Source organism: Sutcliffiella halmapala (genome assembly GCF_050107295.1).
GTDB lineage: Bacteria > Bacillota > Bacilli > Bacillales > Bacillaceae_I > Sutcliffiella_A > Sutcliffiella_A halmapala_A.
Genome location: NZ_JBNIKR010000013.1, coordinates 98,530 through 120,378, shown reverse-complemented (window position 1 = coordinate 120,378; position 21,849 = coordinate 98,530). Strand labels below are relative to the sequence as shown.

The 21,849-nt window shown below is 43.1% G+C and carries 20 protein-coding genes and 2 tRNA genes; 21 read left to right on the top strand and 1 reads right to left on the bottom strand.

Annotated features, from left to right (window positions below; genetic code table 11):
* Positions 1 to 322 precede the first annotated feature (322 nt).
* From mnmE to ACQCT5_RS19235, 7 genes are all read left to right on the top strand, one after another.
* Entirely contained in the window at positions 323 to 1,711 is a 1,389-nt protein-coding gene (gene mnmE / locus ACQCT5_RS19265) for a tRNA uridine-5-carboxymethylaminomethyl(34) synthesis GTPase MnmE (RefSeq protein WP_499644261.1), read from the top strand.
* A 17-nt stretch (positions 1,712 to 1,728) separates the two neighbouring features.
* Positions 1,729 to 3,618, top strand: a complete 1,890-nt coding sequence (gene mnmG / locus ACQCT5_RS19260) for a tRNA uridine-5-carboxymethylaminomethyl(34) synthesis enzyme MnmG (RefSeq protein ID WP_499644259.1) — start codon at positions 1,729 to 1,731, stop codon at positions 3,616 to 3,618.
* 78 nt (positions 3,619 to 3,696) lie between these two features.
* A complete protein-coding gene (gene rsmG / locus ACQCT5_RS19255; RefSeq protein ID WP_499644257.1) occupies positions 3,697 to 4,413 on the top strand; it encodes a 16S rRNA (guanine(527)-N(7))-methyltransferase RsmG in 717 nt (238 codons plus the stop codon).
* Between the two features lie 121 nt (positions 4,414 to 4,534).
* Positions 4,535 to 5,383 carry a nucleoid occlusion protein gene (gene noc, locus ACQCT5_RS19250; protein WP_499644255.1) on the top strand — a complete coding sequence of 283 codons (849 nt, stop codon included), beginning with the start codon at positions 4,535 to 4,537 and terminating at the stop codon, positions 5,381 to 5,383.
* Positions 5,384 to 5,869: 486 nt separating this feature from the next.
* Positions 5,870 to 6,631, top strand: a complete 762-nt coding sequence (locus ACQCT5_RS19245; RefSeq protein WP_204413346.1) for a ParA family protein — start codon at positions 5,870 to 5,872, stop codon at positions 6,629 to 6,631.
* Positions 6,624 to 7,472, top strand: a complete 849-nt coding sequence (locus tag ACQCT5_RS19240; protein ID WP_386644796.1) for a ParB/RepB/Spo0J family partition protein — start codon at positions 6,624 to 6,626, stop codon at positions 7,470 to 7,472. Before ACQCT5_RS19245 ends, ACQCT5_RS19240 begins: the two co-directional genes overlap by 8 nt.
* 105 nt (positions 7,473 to 7,577) lie before the next feature.
* The gene (locus ACQCT5_RS19235; protein ID WP_499644252.1) at positions 7,578 to 8,282 is read left to right on the top strand and encodes a DUF554 domain-containing protein; all 705 of its coding nucleotides are present in this window, start codon (positions 7,578 to 7,580) and stop codon (positions 8,280 to 8,282) included.
* Between the two features lie 50 nt (positions 8,283 to 8,332).
* On the opposite strand, the gene yyaC is transcribed toward ACQCT5_RS19235, so the two are convergent.
* Positions 8,333 to 8,971 (bottom strand): spore protease YyaC, encoded by a 639-nt coding sequence (yyaC, locus tag ACQCT5_RS19230; protein ID WP_499644250.1) that lies wholly within the window; start codon positions 8,969 to 8,971, stop codon positions 8,333 to 8,335.
* A 97-nt stretch (positions 8,972 to 9,068) separates the two neighbouring features.
* Here yyaC and ACQCT5_RS19225 point away from each other — a divergent pair, with 97 nt between their 5' ends.
* The 14 genes from ACQCT5_RS19225 (at position 9,069) to ACQCT5_RS19160 (ending at position 21,840) form a co-directional block, all read left to right on the top strand.
* On the top strand, positions 9,069 to 10,103 hold the full coding sequence (locus ACQCT5_RS19225) for a YkvI family membrane protein (RefSeq protein ID WP_499644248.1): 1,035 nt from the start codon (positions 9,069 to 9,071) through the stop codon (positions 10,101 to 10,103).
* 88 nt (positions 10,104 to 10,191) lie between these two features.
* Positions 10,192 to 11,073 (top strand): mechanosensitive ion channel family protein, encoded by an 882-nt coding sequence (locus ACQCT5_RS19220; protein ID WP_499644246.1) that lies wholly within the window; start codon positions 10,192 to 10,194, stop codon positions 11,071 to 11,073.
* Positions 11,074 to 11,110: 37 nt separating this feature from the next.
* On the top strand, positions 11,111 to 11,311 hold the full coding sequence (locus tag ACQCT5_RS19215; RefSeq protein ID WP_417898442.1) for a DUF951 domain-containing protein: 201 nt from the start codon (positions 11,111 to 11,113) through the stop codon (positions 11,309 to 11,311).
* A 333-nt stretch (positions 11,312 to 11,644) separates the two neighbouring features.
* Positions 11,645 to 12,745, top strand: a complete 1,101-nt coding sequence (gene ychF, locus ACQCT5_RS19210) for a redox-regulated ATPase YchF (RefSeq protein ID WP_499644243.1) — start codon at positions 11,645 to 11,647, stop codon at positions 12,743 to 12,745.
* A 118-nt stretch (positions 12,746 to 12,863) separates the two neighbouring features.
* A complete protein-coding gene (gene rpsF, locus ACQCT5_RS19205; RefSeq protein ID WP_386644776.1) occupies positions 12,864 to 13,154 on the top strand; it encodes a 30S ribosomal protein S6 in 291 nt (96 codons plus the stop codon).
* A 45-nt stretch (positions 13,155 to 13,199) separates the two neighbouring features.
* Complete coding sequence (gene ssb / locus ACQCT5_RS19200) at positions 13,200 to 13,730, top strand: single-stranded DNA-binding protein (RefSeq protein ID WP_204413334.1); 531 nt, start codon at positions 13,200 to 13,202, stop codon at positions 13,728 to 13,730.
* Positions 13,731 to 13,957: 227 nt separating this feature from the next.
* Positions 13,958 to 14,197, top strand: coding sequence for a 30S ribosomal protein S18 (rpsR, locus tag ACQCT5_RS19195; RefSeq protein ID WP_204413332.1), 240 nt, complete (start codon positions 13,958 to 13,960; stop codon positions 14,195 to 14,197).
* Positions 14,198 to 14,552: 355 nt separating this feature from the next.
* A complete protein-coding gene (locus ACQCT5_RS19190) occupies positions 14,553 to 15,479 on the top strand; it encodes a YybS family protein (RefSeq protein WP_499644240.1) in 927 nt (308 codons plus the stop codon).
* Positions 15,480 to 15,942: 463 nt separating this feature from the next.
* On the top strand, positions 15,943 to 17,913 hold the full coding sequence (locus tag ACQCT5_RS19185; RefSeq protein ID WP_499644238.1) for a DHH family phosphoesterase: 1,971 nt from the start codon (positions 15,943 to 15,945) through the stop codon (positions 17,911 to 17,913).
* The gene (rplI, locus tag ACQCT5_RS19180) at positions 17,910 to 18,359 is read left to right on the top strand and encodes a 50S ribosomal protein L9 (protein WP_499644236.1); all 450 of its coding nucleotides are present in this window, start codon (positions 17,910 to 17,912) and stop codon (positions 18,357 to 18,359) included. Before ACQCT5_RS19185 ends, rplI begins: the two co-directional genes overlap by 4 nt.
* Positions 18,360 to 18,473: 114 nt before the next feature.
* Entirely contained in the window at positions 18,474 to 19,841 is a 1,368-nt protein-coding gene (gene dnaB, locus ACQCT5_RS19175; RefSeq protein WP_417898447.1) for a replicative DNA helicase, read from the top strand.
* 215 nt (positions 19,842 to 20,056) lie between these two features.
* On the top strand, positions 20,057 to 21,349 hold the full coding sequence (locus ACQCT5_RS19170) for an adenylosuccinate synthase (protein WP_417898448.1): 1,293 nt from the start codon (positions 20,057 to 20,059) through the stop codon (positions 21,347 to 21,349).
* Positions 21,350 to 21,683: 334 nt separating this feature from the next.
* Positions 21,684 to 21,759: transfer RNA gene (locus ACQCT5_RS19165), tRNA-Lys, on the top strand.
* 6 nt (positions 21,760 to 21,765) lie between these two features.
* Positions 21,766 to 21,840, top strand: a tRNA-Glu gene (locus ACQCT5_RS19160).
* The last annotated feature ends 9 nt before the right edge of the window (positions 21,841 to 21,849 follow it).

Sequence of the window (21,849 nt, the reverse complement as noted above, 5' to 3'; positions counted from 1 at the left end):
AATAACAAATGGTGAGAATATGTCTATCAGAAATATTGAAACGTCCTTTGTTTCAAATCCTGTTGTTAGGAAATGATGATAGAAAGAACGTCGAGTTTTGTTTGTTGTTATTCACATGTGGATAAGTTAGAATTGATGATAGAATAAAGAACGCTCGGGAAATTTTTGTGGATAACTGTCGAAGAGGAATACTTTAAAAGTGACATGAATTATGCTAACCTTAATTAGTTATTCAAGAAGATTGAATGTTGGCCGGTAGACCAGTGGTGTGATCGAACATGTTAATAATAGAAACTAGTATAAAAGAAATGAGGTGAATGATTTGTATGAGCTAGATACAATTGCAGCAATATCAACTCCAATGGGGGAGGGTGCCATCGCGATCGTCCGTTTGAGTGGGGAGGAAGCATTCCGAATCATCGATGAAATCTTTGTCAGCCCCTCCGGGAAGAAGATGCAGGACGTACCGTCTCATACCATTCACTACGGACATATCGTGGATCCTAAGACAAAACAGACGATAGAAGAAGTGATGGTCTCTGTAATGAGAGGGCCGAAAACTTTTACAAGAGAAGATGTAATCGAAATCAACTGTCATGGCGGTTTGGTTTCAGTAAACAAGCTCCTTCAGCTTGTAATGGGCAGAGGCGCAAGATTGGCGGAGCCAGGTGAATTTACGAAACGTGCATTTCTAAATGGGCGAATCGATCTTTCACAAGCGGAGGCGGTTATGGACCTGATCCGGGCAAAGACTGACCGTGCGATGAATGTGGCATTGGGACAAATGGAAGGTCGATTATCCAAGCTGATTCAGAAGCTGCGCCAGGAAATTTTGGAAACATTGGCTCACGTGGAAGTGAACATCGATTATCCGGAATATGACGACGTGGAAGAAATGACACATCAGCTATTACTTGAGAAATCCAATTATGTGAAAGCTGAATTGGAAAAACTGTTACAAACCTCCCAGCAGGGTAAAATATTAAGAGAAGGCCTATCGACGGTTATTGTAGGAAGACCGAATGTAGGGAAATCTTCCTTATTGAATAGCCTCGTTCATGAAAACAAGGCGATTGTGACCGATATACCGGGTACCACGAGGGATGTAATCGAAGAGTACGTGAATGTGCGCGGGGTCCCATTGCGCCTGGTTGATACGGCAGGGATCAGAGAGACCGAGGACATTGTCGAGCGGATCGGTGTCGAGCGTTCCCGTGAAGTGTTGAAAAAAGCCGATCTGATCCTTCTTGTACTGAACTACAATGAAATTCTGTCTCACGAGGATGAGCAGCTGTTCGAAGCGGTGAAGGGCATGGACGTGATTGTCATCGTGAATAAAACGGATCTCGATGAAAAGATAGATTTGGAAAAAGTACAAGCCTTGGCGAAGAACCATCCTGTCATCACGACCTCTTTAAAAGAGGATGAAGGGGTGGACGAGCTGGAGGAAGCGATTTCCTCGATGTTTTTCCAAGGAAATCTTGAAGCTGGGGATATGACGTATGTGTCAAATTCCAGGCATATCGGCTTACTCTCACAGGCACAGCAGGCATTGGAGGACGCGATTTCAGGGGTACAGAGCGGGGTACCCATTGATATCGTTCAAATAGATTTGACGCGAACATGGGAGCTGCTCGGTGAAATTATCGGCGATGCAGTCCATGAGAGCTTGATTGATCAGTTATTTTCACAATTTTGTTTAGGTAAATAGAAGAGGAGGGAACAAACATGGAATATCATGCAGGTTCCTATGATGTCATAGTAATTGGAGCGGGGCACGCAGGGGTCGAAGCAGGCCTCGCCTCGGCAAGATTGGGAGCGAAAACGCTCATGATCACCATCAATCTTGATATGGTGGCATTTATGCCATGTAATCCTTCTGTTGGGGGACCAGCAAAAGGAATTGTTGTCCGCGAAATAGATGCGCTAGGCGGAGAGATGGGTAAGAATATTGATAAAACCCATATTCAGATGCGAATGTTGAATACAGGGAAGGGCCCGGCGGTACGTGCTTTGCGTGCCCAGGCTGATAAGTTCCTGTACCAGCATGAAATGAAAAAGACGATCGAAAATGAACCGAACATTACCTTATTGCAAGGGATGGTCGAAAGATTGATCGTAGAGGATGGCGTGTGCAAAGGTGTCCTTACCCAGACTGGTGCCATTTACGAGTCTAAGACGGTTGTTATCACAACTGGAACTTTCTTGCGCGGAAAAATAATAATGGGTGACCTGCAATATCAGAGCGGACCGAACAACCAGCAGCCTTCCATTAAGCTTTCCGAACATTTGGAAGAGCTTGGATTTGAACTTGCTCGATTCAAAACGGGTACGCCACCACGTGTAAATAGTTCCACCATTGACTACAGCAAAACTGAGATTCAGCCTGGTGATGATGTTCCGCGCGCGTTTTCATATGAAACGACCGAATATATCACCGATCAGCTTCCTTGCTGGCTGACTTATACAAGTCCGGAAACGCATGCATTGATTGATGAAAATCTGCACCGTTCCCCGATGTATTCAGGCATGATCAAAGGGACTGGGCCGAGATACTGTCCTTCCATTGAAGATAAAATTGTCCGCTTTAACGACAAGCCCCGACATCAAATCTTCTTGGAGCCGGAAGGAAGAAACACGCAGGAAGTTTATGTGCAAGGTCTTTCCACAAGCTTGCCGGAAGAAGTGCAGCGAAGAATCCTTTCCACCATCCCTGGTCTAGAGAATGTCCAGATGATGAGAGCGGGATATGCCATTGAATATGATGCAATCGTACCGACTCAGCTATGGCCGACACTTGAAACCAAAAAGGTGCAGAACCTTTATACGGCCGGCCAGATCAATGGTACTTCAGGGTATGAAGAAGCGGCAGGCCAAGGAATAATGGCAGGCATAAACGCAGGACTGCGCTCCCTAGGAAGGGAAGATCTCATCCTGGGCCGTTCCGATGCCTATATCGGTGTCCTCATAGATGATCTTGTAACGAAAGGCACCAATGAGCCTTATCGTTTATTGACATCCCGTGCAGAATATCGCCTACTTTTGCGTCATGATAATGCAGATCTTCGATTAACGGAGAAAGGTCATGAGATTGGCCTGATTTCACCAGAACGTTATGAAAAATTCCAGTTAAAAAAGCAACAAATCGAAGCAGAAAAAGAACGTTTACAGTCCATCATCATCAAGCCGACTGCATTTGTACAAGAAACGATAAAGAATGCTGGCGGCACTGAGCTGAAAGATGGCATCAGGGCATCAGATTTATTGAAACGTCCGGAAATGACCTATGAGCATGTTCACCTTTTGGTTCCGCCTGAAACAGAATTGGGGCCGGATGTAGCAGAACAGGTAGAAATACAAGTGAAGTACGAAGGATATATCCAAAAGTCCTTACAGCAAGTAGATCGTTTGAAAAAAATGGAAAATAAAAAAATTCCGGAAAATATCGATTATGATGCCATTCATGGCCTGGCAAATGAAGCACGTCAAAAACTGAAGGAAGTTTGTCCTCTTTCCGTTGCTCAAGCTTCCAGAATTTCAGGTGTCAACCCTGCCGATGTTTCCATTTTACTCGTATATCTCGAACAAGGACGTATAGCTAAAGTATCTAACGAGTAGGCTTTTTTCATAACTGTAATGAAAGCCTCATTCTTAGAAAAACAGCCTATGAAAAGGTTCAAGAAAGGATACAAGCAAATGAACAAAGATCAATTTATTAGTATGTTGGAGGAGAAAGGGATCTCCCTTACTCCTTTCCAGCTTTCTCAATTTGATACATATTACAGAATGCTGGTAGAGTGGAACGAGAAAATGAACCTCACTGCCATTACAGAAGAGGAAGAGGTATACCTCAAACATTTTTACGATTCGATTACCGCATCCTTCTATGTGGATCTGTCAAAAGGTCAAAATCTTTGCGATGTTGGGGCAGGAGCGGGTTTCCCGAGTATTCCACTTAAAATTTGCTTTCCTGACCTCAAGGTTACAATTGTCGATTCCTTGAACAAAAGAATCACTTTTCTTCAGCAACTGGCAAAAGCTTTGGAACTAGAAGAAGTGAATTTTGTGCATGATCGTGCTGAGACTTTTGGTCAAAACGCAGATTACAGGGAAAAGTTTGATATTGTGACAGCTAGAGCGGTTGCGAGACTGTCTGTCCTTAGTGAGCTATGTCTTCCTCTTGTCAAAGAGGGTGGCCGGTTTATACCAATGAAAGCCGCTGCTGCTAAAGAAGAAGTGGAAAAAGGGAAAAAGGCCATGCAGATACTAGGCGGGAAATTAGAAGAAATCTACTCTTTTCAACTTCCATTGGAAGAAAGCGAAAGAAATATTCTCATCATCAACAAAGTAAAACCTACACCGAAGAAGTACCCACGTAAACCAGGTACACCAAATAAATTACCGCTTGAATAATAATTTAGATGAAGGCCCTGGTTGAATGTTTCATGTGAAACATTTTAACGTACCGAGAAGGAATTACTGTTCTAAACAGCGAATTTATTGTAAGGGATTCTATCCATAAGGTGGTGGAACTATGAAATCTCCGTTCTCTCGATTTTTTGGTATTGGCGAAAAAGAAGAACAGGAAATAGTAGAAAAGACGAATCATGAAGAAATTAAACAATTACCGGTACTAGATATTGTTCCAAACCGATATCAGCCCCGTACGGTTTTTGTCAATGAAAGAATAGAAGAATTATCCCTGACAATCCGCACTCATGGCATTATTCAGCCAATCGTGGTTCGTCAGTTTGAAGAAAACAAATATGAAATCATTGCAGGTGAACGTCGCTGGCGTGCGGTTCAAAAGCTTGGATGGGATACAATTCCAGCCATCGTAAAGGATTTCAATGACGCAGAAACTGCTTCTGTAGCTCTTATTGAAAACCTGCAGCGTGAAGAATTATCCGCTATCGAGGAAGCAATCGCCTACTCGAAGCTTTTGGAACTGCATAATCTGACGCAGGAAGCATTGGCACAAAGACTTGGAAAAGGCCAATCCACGGTTGCAAACAAGCTCCGTTTATTAAAGTTGCCTGCTGAGATCCAAGATGCCCTTCTTCAGAAGAAAATCACGGAGCGTCATGCTCGTGCACTCATTCCACTGAAGCTACAAGAAAAGCAAGTAGCACTTTTGGAAGAGATTCTGGAAAAACAGCTGAACGTGAAGCAGACAGAGGAACGTGTCGTCCGAATGCTCGAACAATCCGTTGCCAGGCCAAAGCCAAAGCGCAAAGCATTCTCAAAAGACATGCGGATTGCCATGAACACCATCCGTCAATCCCTGACAATGGTCAATGACAGCGGAATCAAACTCGACTCCCAAGAAGAAGAAACAGAAGAATACTACCAATTCACCATCCGTATACCAAAAAAGAAATAATAGAATACAAGATAACAACCTCCCATAGAGGGCATGGCTTCTCAAAAAAGCAAAACAAAGTATCTATCAAATCCTGTACTTACAAGATTAATAGATATCAAGAGCTGCCATGTCCTTATTTTTTTTGCTCTGTTAATCCAAAGTGTTGATTTTATGTCTACAGCTGTTGATTGGAGCAATAGGCGAAGACTCCTGCGGGAGATAGCGGTAGGCTGGAGACCCCGCAGGGCGAAGCCAGAGGAGGCACCAGCGCCGCCCCTTGGGTCGCTGCGCCTAGTGCGGAAATCAACAGCGGTGTTTAAATGAGCCAACCAAATACACTATCATCACTCACAGTTACTAACCACACGATCCTCCCCATTCCAAACAATCAACCATCATCTCTTTCTATTTATTATCAAAAACAAGTTAACTTTCTGTAAATTCATGATAAAATAAGTGAGAAACGAATAAAAAGTATGTTCTTTTCTGAAGGCAGGTGACAGCATGGGCAGAATTATTGCTATTGCTAACCAAAAAGGTGGAGTTGGCAAGACGACTACCTCGGTTAATCTAGGTGCGTGTTTGGCCTATATTGGTAAAAAAGTGCTGCTTGTAGACGTGGATCCACAAGGGAACGCAACCAGTGGAGTAGGCGTTGCTAAAGCAGAAGTTGATCAATGCATATATGATATTTTAGTGGAAGATGTAGAAGCAAGACGAGCTATCCTCTCTACTAAAGTAGAAAATCTTTCCATCATTCCTGCTACCATTCAATTGGCAGGTGCTGAAATAGAGCTTGTACCGACTATTTCAAGGGAAGTTAGATTAAAAAGAGCCTTAGATGATGTCAAACACTTATATGATTACATAATCATAGATTGTCCCCCATCTCTTGGCCTGTTGACGATTAATGCCTTAACGGCTTCCGACGCTGTTGTCATACCTGTTCAATGCGAATATTATGCATTGGAAGGCTTAAGTCAGTTATTAAATACGGTACGACTCGTACAAAAACATTTGAATACAGAATTAATGATAGATGGCGTCCTATTAACCATGCTCGATGCAAGGACTAATTTGGGAATCCAAGTGATAGAAGAAGTGAAGAAGTATTTTCAAGATAAGGTGTATCGTACCATCATTCCGCGTAATGTCCGTTTAAGTGAAGCGCCAAGTCATGGAGAACCAATTATCATTTATGATCCTAAATCTCGTGGAGCGGAAGTTTACTTAGAATTAGCAAAGGAAGTGGTGACTCATGGGTAAAGGATTAGGTAAAGGCATTAACGCTTTATTTCCTTCCATTGAAGCTTCCAAGGAAGAAGCGGTACAAGAGATTAATATCAAGGATGTTCGTCCTAACCCGTATCAACCTCGAAAAGTTTTTGAAAAAGACGCGATACAGGAGCTGAAGGAATCTATTCTTCAGCATGGAATTCTACAGCCGATTATTGTTCGCAAGAGCATCAAGGGCTATGAAATCGTTGTCGGGGAACGCCGTTACCGTGCAGCTAAAGAAGCAAAATTAACAAAGGTTCCAGTGGTTGTTCGTGAATTGACGGAGCAGCAAATGATGGAACTGGCATTATTGGAGAATCTTCAACGAGAGGACCTTACTCCTATTGAAGAAGCTGCTGCCTATCAATCTCTTATGTCAAAACTGGATTTGACCCAGGAGCAATTGGCTAGCCGTCTTGGAAAAAGTAGACCGCATATTGCCAATCATGTACGCTTGCTTTCTTTGCCGGGCTACGTGCAAGAGCTCATGAACGAAGGCAAACTTTCTATGGGACATGGCAGGGCACTTCTTGGATTAAAGAGAAAAGAAATGTTGAAAGCTGTCATTGAAAAAGTGGTCAAAGATCATTTGAATGTGCGCCAGCTTGAACAGCTTATCCACCAGGTGAACGAAAATGTTTCACGTGAAACAAAAAAGGATCCGGAGAAAAAGGATATTTTCTTAAAGGATCAGGAATCCTTCCTTAGAGAAAGATTTGGCACGTCGGTGTTCATTAAAAAGTCAAAGAACAAAGGAAAGATTGAAATAGAATTCTTTTCCGATGATGACTTAAACAGATTGTTGGAACTGTTAGCTCAATCTGAATAAATAAAAGCAAACCATCCAGTATGATAGATGGTTTGCTTTTTTAGATAGGTTCTTTTCGTAAAGTTTTTATATAGGTAAAAAGATAAATAGGAATGGGGATTTAAATTGGTTTTATTAGGGACCATAGTCAATGGTATATGTATCATCCTTGGTACTTTATTAGGAAAGCTTTTTACACGAATACCGGATAAAACAAAAGAAACCGTCATGAAGGTGATCGGGCTTGCTGTGTTTTTACTTGGAGCACAAATGGGATTCAAGAGCAATGAGTTTCTGATTGTAATCATCAGCTTGGTTCTAGGAGCAGTGATTGGTGAGTGGATAGACCTGGATCGAATCTTGAATAAAATAGGGATCTGGATTGAGAAAAAAGTAGGTACGGGACAGCATGGTTCAGTTTCTAGAGGATTTGTTACTGCCACCTTAATATTCGTCATTGGTGCAATGTCTGTCGTTGGCTCACTTGACAGTGGTCTTAGAGGCGATCATCAGGTGCTTTATACAAAATCGATCATCGATGGATTTACAAGTATTGTTTTGACCACGACTCTAGGGATAGGGGTTATGTTTTCGGCAATACCTGTCATGCTGTACCAGGGGACGATTGCCTTATTTGCCACACAGATTGATCAATTTGTTCCAGCGGACCTACTTGAGCTTCTTATTTTTGAAATAACGGCAACAGGAGGCGTCATGATCATGGCGATTGGATTGAACATCATCGGGGTAACCTCCATACGCGTTGCAAATCTGTTACCGGGCATTATCGTGGCTGCCGGATTAGTACTATTACAATATTTGTATCTATAAAACAAAAAGGCTGATGATATTTCGTCAGTCTTTTTACATTTAATGGAAAATTATTCTTGCGTATGAAGCATAGGCGGTATGTCATTATCCTTGGAAGCCGTAGCCAAAAAGTCTTTCCGCTCCAAAGCCATGTCCAAATCCTTAATAGCAGATGCAACCACATTGGCCATTCTCATTACAAGACTAAGCCTTGTATTCTGCAGAACGAAGAACTCCATGAATCCACTGACATTCACAATACCTGTTATATGGATATCCCCTACAGGCGGAAGATCTTTCTTGACCCCGGCACCAGGCATTACCGGACCATCTCCTACTGTCAGTTGGCCAACACTTTTCAACCTACCCAAACATGCATCAATGGCAACAATGAAGGGATTGAAGTGGGTGGATTGTATCATGGCAAGCTTTTCGACAAGGTTAACCGCATGAATAGGTTCATCCAATGTGCCATATACATGTACATGATGGAGGGTCTGATCTTGCAGTTTGGAGCCGATCAGCGGACCGAGGGAATCTCCTGTAGAACGGTCAGTGCCGATGCAGACAAATACGATGGGGCGAAAAATGGAACTAGAAGGTAGGTTGGATTGTAAAGTAAGTGCAATTTCCTTGGATGCATTTACTTCATCATGAGCAATACGAATATTGCCTCCTTTCTTCTCAAAAAAGTTAGATTTAAGATTCATAGGTTCCACTCCTTCTTAATAGTAGTAACAGTATACGACTATTTATTGGAAACTATACGTCCACTTTACGGTTAATTGGTGGCAGGAGGTAAAATGTATGTGGAGTAGCGGATTTCGTTGGATGTTTTTAATTTTAGGCACGGTTATCGGTGCCGGTTATGCTTCAGGGCGTGAAATATGGCAATTTTTCGGGGCTGAAAGCGGACTGGCCATCCTCTTATTCACCATTTTCTTCGTGATTGCCTGTCATGTGGTGCTCAGCCTAAGCCGAAAGCTGCAATCGGCCCATTTCTCCCCCGTTTTAGAGAAACTGGTAGGTCCCAAAATCTCCAAAATCTATAACGTGGTGATGGTGATCTATCTTTTTACGACAACCGCAGTCATGCTGGCTGGCGGTGGGGCAGCCTTACAGATATTCTCCATTCCTTACTGGGCAGGCATTTTCATTATTTGCTTTCTATTAATCATCCTCTTTGTCTTTGGAGTCAATGGGATGATTACTGTCAACAGCATCATCATTCCCGCCATCATTCTTATTCTGGCCTTTGTGCTGTTTCGTACAGCGGAAATCAGTCCGGATACCATTCGTTCTTATGTCTTTCAACACCATTCAAACTGGCCCGCTGCTTTTACATTTACCGCACTGAACATCTTGCCTCTTGTTGCGGTTCTGTCTGCAATTGGAAAAGAAGTGAAAACCAAAGGAGAAATCCTGATAGCAAGTATCGGAAGCGGAGTAATATTAGGAGTCATTTCGCTTTTCTACAACCAGACGCTTCTGATCGTTCAAAGTAAAATAGAGTTTTTCGAAATTCCCCTTTTTGCGATTATTCAAAGCTATCCTTACTATATGATTTTCGTCATGACGCTTCTTCTGTGGGTTGCCATCTACACGACTGCCGCTTCTGGGCTCTTGGGGCTGGTCACAAGGTTCAGAGGAAGCCTTTCTATCCCGCTATGGGTCATCTGTTTGTTATTGCTTCTTTGCATGTTGCCATTTACCGCTTTTGGATTCTCTGTTCTCGTATCAATACTTTACCCGCTATTTGGCCTAGTCAATCTTTATCTTCTTGTCTGCATTTTGCTGTATCCCATCACCAACCGAAAAAAATGGTCAGAGGAAATGAAATAGTTTAGTGAAACAAGGGATTGCTGGCTATGATAAGCTTAAGTAAAATGAAGGAATAGCAAGCAAATTACAAGATAGAGGTTGAAGCGTAATGGAATGGATCATTCGATTAAATAAAAAGCTGGAAGAGGCCCTGACTAATGAAGATCTTTGGATTAGCATCGGCGCAGGATTTTTAAAAATCATTGTCATCATTTTTGTAGCGGGCTTGGTTATCCGAATAGGAAAAGCCATCATAAAGAACTTTGTGAGAATAAGAGCCAAGGGACCTTTGCAAGTATCGGTGAGACGGGAAAATACACTGGTGAAATTATTGGAGAATGTCATTTCCTATGTTACCTATTTTGTAGCCTTCATCATGATCCTCGAAGTGGTGCATATCGATGTGCGGGCACTTCTGGCTGGGGCAGGAATAGTTGGGCTTGCTGTCGGATTTGGTGCACAGAATCTGGTCCGTGATATCATTACCGGTTTCTTTATCATTTTTGAAGACCAATTTTCAGTCGGTGACTACGTCCGTGTTGGAACTTTCGAGGGACATGTGGAGGAAATCGGGCTGCGCACAACGAAAATTAAAAGCTGGACCGGTGAATTGAATATTCTGCCAAACGGAAGTATCATTGAAGTCACGAATTTCTCCATCCACAATAGTATCGCGATAGTCGATGTGAGCATTGCGTATGAAGGGGAAATAGAAAAAGCGGAGCAAGTCATTGAGGAATTGCTTGGAGAATTGCCGTTAAAATATGAAGAAATTGTACAACCACCTCAGCTCTTGGGAATCCAAACTTTCGGAAATTCGGAAGTCGTCCTGCGAATAACGTGTGAGACGCTTCCCATGAAGCATTGGTACATTTCCCGTAAAATCAGAAAAGAAGTAAAACTGCGTCTTGATGAACAAGGTATTGAAATTCCGTTCCCGAGGCTGGTCCTTTACAATAGGGAGCCACAGATGGAAAAAGGAAAGCAGTGATTTATATAGAGATATGAATAGAATGGGAGTGTAGAAATTGAGCGATAAGGTATTCGGAATGAACGATGTAGTGGAAATGAAAAAAGCACACCCTTGTGGAGTGAATCGCTGGAAGGTGGTCCGGATGGGAATGGACATCCGCATCAAGTGCGAAGGATGTCAGCACACCGTCATGATGCCAAGGAAGGAATTCACACGGAAGATCAAAAAGATCCTGGTCCGGAGTGAGGAAGAATAATCAGCAGGAGAACAGCTGTGCATTGGCAGCTGTTTTTATTTACGCTGTTTTCGCATATATTATTGCATTTGACGTATGTAACATACACACGTGACATCCTTTACTTTCGTGCTCTTTTCCGATTTGGAAGCATTTTTTCTGATTTGAATTTTTTGTTCTTATCACTGTAAAAAATCCAAAAGCCGATTTTTTACGGTCAAAAGCAACAAATTTTACGAAAAGAGCCTTATTTTATAGTTGGGTAATGTTGGTTTGCCTTGTCTTTTTTGGTGGTTGTATCTATAATTGTGGGAGATTGAAATATGTGTTAACGGAAAGTTAGGAGTGGATAAAATGGCTTTAACAGCTGGTATCGTTGGTCTTCCAAACGTAGGGAAATCAACGCTTTTTAATGCGATTACACAAGCGGGGGCAGAATCTGCCAACTACCCGTTCTGTACGATAGATCCAAACGTCGGGATTGTTGATGTTCCGGATGAGCGCCTTCAGAAACTGACGGAGCTTGTGAATCCGAAGAAGACGGTTCCTACACATTTTGAGTTTACGGATATTGCAGGGATTGTGAAAGGTGCTAGTAAAGGGGAGGGTCTTGGAAACAAGTTCCTATCTCATATTCGTCAAGTGGATGCAATTTGCCACGTAGTGCGCTGTTTTGCTGACGACAATATTACACACGTAGCTGGTGGGGTCGATCCGATTGCAGACATCGAAACCATCAACCTGGAGCTTATCTTGGCTGATCTGGAGTCAGTTGATAAGCGTCTGGAGCGTGTCGGAAAGCTTGCAAAGCAAAAAGATAAAGAAGCGGTCTATGAGCATGAAGTGCTTGTAAAAGTGAAAGAAGCACTAGAGAATGAGCTTCCTGCACGTACTGTTGAAGTGACAGATGAGCAAGTGAAGTATCTGAAAGGCATGCATCTATTGACAAGCAAGCCTGTTCTTTATGTTGCGAATGTCGGAGAAGAGGATGTTGCTGACACCTCAGACAATGATTATGTGAAACAGGTTCGTGAATTCGCGGAGAAAGACAACGCAGTAGTGATCACAGTCTGTGCAAAAATCGAATCTGAAATCGTGGAGCTTGATGCAGACGAAAAAGCGATGTTCCTGGAAGAGCTGGGAATTCAAGAGTCCGGTTTGGATCAACTGATCCGTGCCGCTTACAACCTTCTTGGACTGGCTACCTACTTTACAGCCGGGGTTCAGGAAGTGCGCGCGTGGACTTTCCGTACTGGAATGAAAGCACCACAATGTGCGGGTGTCATCCATACGGACTTTGAAAGAGGTTTTATCCGTGCTGAAACGGTATCCTACGAGGATCTACTGGCAGCCGGTACGATGACTGCAGCGAAGGAAGCCGGGAAAGTACGTCTGGAAGGTAAAGAGTATCTCGTGAAAGATGGGGATGTCATTCATTTCCGTTTCAACGTCTAAGGAAAGTTTGCAAAAAGACATGCGTTCTGCTATAATCTAAATTTGTGAGTAATGATTATTTATAATTGATTGCTCCTTGCCCACTAAGGGCCGTTTAGACCAAAAGGAGGTGACTGTGATGAACAAGTACGAAATCATGTATATCATCCGTCCAAACATTGAGGAAGACGCTAAAAAAGCTCTTGTAGAACGTTTCAATACGATCTTGACTGACAACGGTGCAGAACTTACTGAAGCAAAAGAGTGGGGAAAACGCCGTTTAGCTTACGAAATCAATGATTTCCGTGACGGTTACTATATGTTAGTAAACGTGGCTACTGAGCCAGCTGCAGTTCAAGAGTTTGATCGTCTAGCTAAAATCAGCGAAGATATCATCCGTCATATTGTTGTTAAAAAAGAAGTTAAATAATAGTTGTCCTCTTTATGGACGTCGTCTCAAGGAGGAGTGGTTCTGATGTTAAATCGCGTAGTATTGGTAGGTCGCTTAACGAAAGACCCTGAATTGCGCTATACCCCAAGTGGAGTGGCGGTTGCTACTTTTACATTGGCAGTAAATCGTACGTTCCAGAATCAGCAAGGCGAACGCGAAGCTGATTTTATAAACTGTGTAGTTTGGAGAAAACAAGCGGAAAACGCAGCTAATTTCCTGAAAAAAGGAAGTTTGGCAGGTGTCGACGGCAGAATCCAGACGCGCAATTATGAAGGCCAAGATGGAAAACGTGTATACGTAACGGAAATAGTGGCAGAAGGTGTTCAATTCTTGGAGCCTAAAGGATCCGGTGGATCTGGCGGTTCAGGAGGATATAACAACAATCGTCCTAATCCAAATCAAGATCAAGGCTATGGTTCATCTCCGTTTGGGTACGATCAGAACCAACAACAACGTAGCAATAACAACAACCAAGGTTATACTCGTGTTGATGACGACCCATTCAAGAATGATGGTCAACCTATCGATATATCTGACGACGATCTTCCGTTCTAATTCATATGTAGTTCAAAAAGGAGGATAAAAAGAGCAAAGAATTTCGAGGAAGCGAAGACTCGAGCACCACAGCGTATATTGGTATACGTGAGGAGCGGAGAGGCAAGCTGACGAAGAAATTCGAAGCTATTTTTACCGGACTTTTTGAACCTCATTCTAGAAGGAATCGTTTTGATAAAAAAATTCCGGCGTAAAGCCAAAAATCTAATAGCAAAGGAGTGAATAACATGGCAGGAGGACGCAGAGGTGGACGCAACAAACGCCGTAAGGTTTGTTTCTTCACAGCAAACGGTATCACTCATATCGATTACAAAGATATCGATGTACTGAAAAAGTTCGTTTCCGAGCGCGGTAAAATTTTACCACGTCGTGTAACTGGAACAAGTGCAAAATACCAACGTAAATTAACGATCGCGATCAAACGCGCTCGTCAAATGGCATTACTACCATACGTATCTGGTGAGTAATCACGCACATATACAATAAAAGAGGAAGGCAGTGAGAGAATATCTTGCTGCCTTCCTTTTTGCTAGTTTGGGTATGAATAAAAGTCCTTAGAATTGATTGTAATAGAATCTAAAGGATAAACTATACATATTGTTTATTAAGCTCTTTTCGAAAAAGTTCGTTGCTTTTGACTGTAAAAAATCGGATTTTAGATTTTTTACCGAGATTAACTATGCTTTATTTAAAAAGCAAATGATCTTTTAGGCTGAAAAGAGCACGATGATAGGGAAATTTACGTGTGTATGTTGTATTCGTCAAAATCAACAATTAATACGAAAACAGTCATAATTAAAGTATTTATGGAGGTTTGTAAGCTTGAAAACCAAAAATATTACAGAGGGAGCCGTATTGCTAGGAATCTTTGTACTGCTTCTCCTGATGACATTATTCATTCCTGGTATCGGAGCCATTACCCTGTTTGCGCTGGTTGTTCCATTTGTCGTCTATACGGTCCGGAACGACTGGAAAATGAGCATATGGTTTGCGGTGCTTGCCAATATACTGAGCCTCCTGATGGGTTCTCCTGCGGCACTGGTTCTGAGCATTCCAATGAGCTCGGTCGGTGTGGTGATGGGCTATCTTTTTGCGAAAAATAGCAACCGATATGCCATTTTAGGGGCGGCCACAGGGATGTACCTATTGAATTTAGTACTGGGTTATGTGACTGCCATTGTCCTTTTTGAAATAAATATTGCCGCAATGATCAATGAAATGCTGAATGATTCTTTGAAAAATGCAGAAGCAATGGCTACTGCGCTTGGTCAGAATTCAGAGGAAGCAATGGAACTTATGCAGCAGATGGTGGAGCAATTCAACTACCTTTTGCCGTCCAGTATGGTCACCATCGCATTTGTCTTTGCCCTAATTTCACAATGGATTGCCGGGTTTGTGCTGAAGCGTCTGAAGGAACCGGTCCAGCCATTTCCTCCATTCCGTGATTTCATGTTACCAAAAAGCCTGTTGTGGTATTACTTAATTGTGATTCTGCTTTCCCTGATGGAAATGGAGGAGGGTTCCACGCTTTTTCTGGCAACCATGAATTTATCCTATATCCTTATGCTGCTCATGACAGTGCAGGGAATGTCCTTTATCTTTCACTTCTGTCATGAAAGAAAAATTCCCAAGGCTGTACCCATCATCATGCTAATTTTATCCTTTCTAATCCCTCCGTTGCTCTATATAATAAGAATGGTAGGCATCATAGATTTAGGATTTGATTTACGAAAGCGAATAAAAAAGTAAGACTTTACTCAAGAACATAAATATAAAAAATGTCTTCACTTTAAAAACCCTGTTGTTTTCCGCTCCAGGTGGCAGCGATCGCGGGGCGCTTTTTGAGCCTCCTCGGCTTGCCTCCGGGGTCTCAAGTCTACTGCTATCTCCTGCAGGAGTTTCACACCTTGCATATAATCAACAGGGGCGGCAGGTAATCCATAGCGTCCGCACTATATCTTTATTTTTCATGGGTATTTTTACATGATTCTCTGTTAAACGAAAGTGTTGGTTTTTTATGAATGCTAGCTGTTGATTGGAGCAATAGGCGAAGACTCCTGCGGGAGGAAGCGTTTAGTGGAGACCCCACAGGCGCAGCCGAGGAGGCTCTCGCAAGCCCCGCGGAAAGCGCAGCCTAGTGCGGAAATCAACAGCGGTATTTAAAACAGATACAAAATAAACAGTAAATTGTTAATTAGGAGCTGAAAAATCAATGCCTAATTATTTTGAAAAACTGAATTTCCGTTACCCCTTTTATACGCTGCTGCTCATTTCTGTGATTCAGTTTGGGGTAATTATGTTTTTCCAATGGCAAATAGGGCTAGTTAGTCTTCTGCTCCTTGGTATCGTCATTTACTTCTATATGAAAGTAGAACAAACAGCCAAAAAGGAAATGGAAACTTATATCTCGACCTTATCCTACCGGTTAAAAAAGGTGGGCGAAGAGGCATTGATGGAAATGCCGATCGGGATTATGCTCTACAACGATGACTATCAGATTGAGTGGACCAACCCATTTCTGGCCTCTTGTTTTCATGAGGAAACCTTAGTCGGCAGATCGCTTTACGATGTGGGGGAGAATCTGATTCCCTTACTGAAGCAGGACGCCGAAAACGAAGTGATCCCTCTTCATGATAGAAAATATAAAGTGGTAATCAAAAAGGCGGAGCGCCTTATTTACTTCTTTGATGTTACCGAACAGACACAAATTGAAAAACAATATGAAGAAGAGCGCACAGTACTCGGAATTATCTTCCTTGATAATTATGATGAAGTGACCCAAGGCATGGACGATCAGACAAAGAGTGCTATAAACAGCCAAGTCACCTCCATCATCAATAAATGGGCCACCGAAAATGGCGTATTCCTCAAGAGAACATCGATGGAGCGTTTTATTGTGGTATTGAATGAACACATACTGGTACAACTCGAAAAGAACAAATTTACGATACTGGATGAAGTCCGGGAACAAACGGCTAAACAAAGCATGCCGTTAACGCTCAGTGTCGGTATTGGAACAGGTGTCCCTTCCCTTCCGGAGCTTGGCCATCTGGCACAATCGAGTCTCGACCTTGCGCTTGGTCGTGGCGGAGATCAGGTTGCCATCAAGCAGACTAATGGAAAAGTGCGTTTCTACGGCGGAAAAACCAATCCAATGGAAAAGCGTACAAGAGTAAGAGCCCGAGTTATTTCCCATGCCCTTAAAGAACTGATACATGAAAGTGACAAGGTCATCATTATGGGTCATCGCTATCCGGATATGGATGCAATTGGAGCGGCTATCGGAATTGCCAAGGTGGCAGAGTTGAATCAAAAGGATTCGTTCATTGTGTTAAATCAAAATGAGATTGATGCTGGCATCCAGCGTCTGCTTAGCGAATTGAAAAGTCATGACGAGTTATGGGAGAAAATTGTCTCACCTGAGGAAGCCTATGATATGGCTACCAATGATACCTTGCTTGTGGTCGTAGATACCCATAAACCGTCGCTTGTGATTGAGGAAAGGCTTCTGAATAAAATCGAGGATGTCGTCGTCATCGACCACCATCGACGCGGGGAGGACTTTATCGAAGATCCGTTGCTCGTTTACATGGAGCCATATGCCTCCTCAACAGCAGAGCTTGTAACGGAGCTTCTACAATACCAGCCAAAACGCATCAAAATCACCATGCTTGAAGCGACTGCCCTACTTGCTGGTATAATAGTAGATACAAAAAGCTTCACAGTCCGTACTGGATCACGTACATTTGATGCCGCATCCTATCTGCGTTCCCAGGGTGCAGATACGATATTGGTGCAAAAGCTGCTAAAAGAGAATTTGGAACGCTTCGTTAAACGTGCAAAGCTTATTGAAAGCGCCTATCTCTATCAAGATGGAATCGTCATTGCAAAAGGCAATCCGGAAGATTCCTTCGACCAGGTCATGATCGCGCAAGCAGCTGACACCCTGCTTGCCATGAGTGATATCAATACATCATTTGTGATTGCCCATCGGACTGGCGATATGGTCAGTATCAGCGCCCGTTCCCTTGGCGACATCAATGTGCAGGTCGTCATGGAGATGCTAGAAGGCGGCGGCCACTTGACGAACGCAGCGACGCAGCTGACGATGACGATAGATGAAGCGGAAGAGAAATTAAAAGAAGCAATCCGAGAATACCTAGAAGGAGGTACCAAAGAATGAGAGTTATATTCTTGAAAGATGTAAAAGGAAAAGGAAAAAAAGGCGAAGTTAAAAATGTGGCAGATGGCTATGCCCATAATTTTCTACTAAAACAAGGGTTGGCGATGGAAGCATCACATGGTAACCTTAAATCATTAGAGGCACAAAAAAATAAAGAAGTAAAAGAAGCGGAGCAAGAGCTTGAGAATGCAAAAGAACTCAAGGGAACGCTTGAAAAGCTTACTTTGGAGTTCCAAACGAAAGCTGGAGAGGGCGGACGCCTATTCGGTTCCATCACCACCAAGCAAATTTCCGAAGAACTGCAGAAAAAGCATAAAATCAAAATCGACAAACGCAAAATGGAGCTGAACGATGCGATTCGTGCTTTAGGCTATACGAATGTACCGGTTAAGCTGCATTCCGATGTGACTGCAACGCTTAAAGTGCATGTAACGGAACAAAAATAATAGATTATCAATAAAGACAATAAAACAGAAGATGCTCGGCAGCAGCCGAGTTTTCTTTATGCAATGGATAATATATAGACAAGCATCCATGCTTACAAGGGAGGAGGAACAAGGATGAGCGATCTTTTTGCTGACCGCATACCACCACAAAATATAGAAGCGGAACAGGCCGTCCTAGGTGCCATTTTCCTGGAACCATCGGCCCTTACCATGGCGGCAGAGCTGGTTCTGCCAGATGACTTCTACCGCGCTGCCCACCAGAAAATCTTCAATTGCATTTTGAATCTGTCTGACCGCGGAGAACCAATCGATCTTGTAACAGTCACTTCCGAGCTTGCCAACCTGAAGCTGCTCGAAGAAGTAGGGGGAGTTTCCTACTTGAGTGATTTGGCAAACTCGGTTCCAACCGCTGCCAATATTGAGTACTATGCAAAAATTGTAGAGGAAAAGTCCATTCTGCGAAGACTGATTCGAACGGCTACAAGCATCGCACAGGAAGGCTACTCCAGGGAAGACGAAGTGGCTGGCCTGCTAAACGAAGCTGAAAAGCAGATACTTGAAGTATCCCAGCGTAAAAATTCCGGGGTTTTCCAGAACATAAAAGACGTCCTCGTGAAAACCTATGACAATATTGAAACGCTCCACAATCGCAAAGGGGAAATTACCGGTATTGAAACAGGCTTCACCGAGCTTGACCGTATGACAGCGGGTTTCCAGCGAAATGACCTGATCATTATCGCTGCCCGTCCTTCTGTTGGTAAAACAGCATTCGCCCTGAACATCGCTCAGAATGTAGCCGTAAAAGCTCGTGAAAATGTGGCCATCTTCAGTCTGGAGATGGGTGCAGAGCAGCTTGTCATGAGGATGCTCTGTGCGGAGGGGAACATCAATGCCCAGAACTTAAGGACAGGCCAATTGACGGCTGAGGACTGGAGCAAGCTGACCATGGCGATGGGAAGCCTCTCCAATGCGGGAATCTACATTGATGATACACCAGGTATCCGAGTGAGCGAAATACGCTCCAAATGCCGCCGTCTGAAGCAAGAGAGCGGCCTTGGCATGATTCTGATCGATTACCTGCAATTGATCCAGGGAAGCGGCAGAAACGGCGGAGAGAACCGTCAGCAGGAAGTTTCCGAAATATCCCGTTCCTTAAAAGCATTAGCGAGGGAATTACAGGTTCCAGTAATCGCCCTATCCCAGCTTTCCCGTGGTGTTGAGCAGCGTCAAGATAAGCGCCCGATGATGTCCGATATCCGTGAATCCGGAAGTATCGAGCAGGATGCCGACATCGTTGGCTTCCTATACCGTGACGACTATTACGACAAAGAAAGTGAAAACAAGAACATCATTGAGATCATCTTGGCCAAGCAGCGTAATGGTCCAGTTGGTACGGTCTCGCTGGCGTTCGTAAAAGAATATAATAAATTCGTTAACCTGGAGCGCAGATTTGATGATGAATCTGTACCTTCGGGGGCATAATAAAAGGCATCTACACTAGTAGGTGCCTTTTTTATATGATAAATGTTATAGAACAAAATAAAATGCAATAAAACTGTAATATTCACGAACAAATAACAATACAAATTTGTCAATCGTTCGTGTTTTGGTTGACTTTCTCATGATCAGCTGATAAACTTACTTTGGTTGAAATAGTGAAAATAAAAGTTTACATATTTAGTGGAGGTGTACAAACTATGGCATCAGTAGTCGTAGTAGGAACACAATGGGGCGATGAAGGAAAAGGTAAAATCACGGATTTCCTTTCAGAAAACGCAGAAATGATCGCGCGTTACCAAGGTGGAAACAACGCAGGACATACAATTAAATTCAATGGTGAAACGTATAAATTACATCTTATCCCTTCTGGAATTTTCTACAGCGATAAGATTTGTGTTATCGGTAACGGGATGGTTGTTGACCCTAAAGCTTTAATCACAGAACTGAAGTATCTTCATGATCGTGGAGTAAGCACAGATAACCTTCGCATCAGTAACCGTGCGCACGTCATCTTGCCTTATCATCTAAAACTGGATGAAGTGGAAGAAGAGCGCAAGGGTGCAAATAAGATTGGTACGACGAAAAAAGGTATCGGGCCAGCGTATATGGACAAGGCAGCACGTGTTGGAATCCGTATTGCAGATCTTCTAGACCGTGAGCTTTTCGAAGCGAAATTGGCACATAATCTTGCTGAGAAAAACCGTTTACTAGAAAAGATGTACGAAGCGGAAGGCTTTAAGCTGGAGGATATCTTAGACGAGTATTACGAATATGGTCAGCAATTCGCGAAATATGTAACAGATACTTCTGTTGTGTTGAATGACGCATTAGACGATGGCCGCAGAGTGCTATTCGAAGGTGCACAAGGTGTTATGTTGGATATTGACCAAGGTACGTATCCGTTTGTTACATCCTCTAACCCTGTAGCTGGTGGAGTGACAATCGGTTCCGGTGTCGGCCCATCAAAAATCAATCACGTAGTAGGTGTAGCGAAAGCTTATACGACTCGTGTTGGTGATGGTCCTTTCCCGACAGAACTAGATAATGAAATTGGTCATCAAATCCGTGAGGTTGGAAGAGAGTACGGTACAACTACCGGAAGACCCCGTCGTGTCGGTTGGTTTGACAGCGTAGTGGTACGTCACGCTCGACGTGTTAGTGGGCTGACAGATCTGTCTCTTAATTCTATTGACGTGTTAACAGGTATTGAGTCCCTAAAAATATGTGTTGCATACAAGTACAAAGGCGAAGTGATGGAAGCTTTCCCTGCCAGCTTGAAAATCCTTGCTGAATGTGAACCGGTATACGAAGAAATGCCAGGTTGGACAGAGGACATTACAGGCGTAAGAAGCCTTGATGAGCTTCCAGAAAATGCGCGTCACTACATCGAGCGTGTTTCCCAGCTTACAGGCATCCCTCTATCCATATTCTCTGTAGGACCAGATCGCTCTCAGACGAATGTTGTAAGAAGCGTGTACGCGAATAAATAATAAATTAAAGTAGGGATGGTTGCTTTCTTATAAAGCAGCCATCTTTTATTATTGGTTCTATCAGAGAATAGTATTGGCTATATGACTATAGCTGTTGATTGGAGCAATAGGCGAAGACTCCTGCGGGAGACAGCGGTAAGCTGGAGACCCCACAGGCGAAGCCGAGGAGGCACCAGCACCGCCCCGCGGAAAGCGCAGCCTAGTGCGGAAATCAACAGCGGTGTTTATCCGTTTCACTTTATTTAAATCTTTTTTTACAAGACTATTGCTTTAAACGATACTATTATGCTATTATTAAAAACGTCGTCAAAACAGTAGATTGTTAGACATTCAAGTGCCATTAGCTCAGTCGGTAGAGCATCTGACTTTTAATCAGAGGGTCGAAGGTTCGAGTCCTTCATGGCACACCATTGCAAGGCCCATTGGTCAAGCGGTTAAGACACCGCCCTTTCACGGCGGTAACACGGGTTCGAATCCCGTATGGGTCACCAATTTATTTT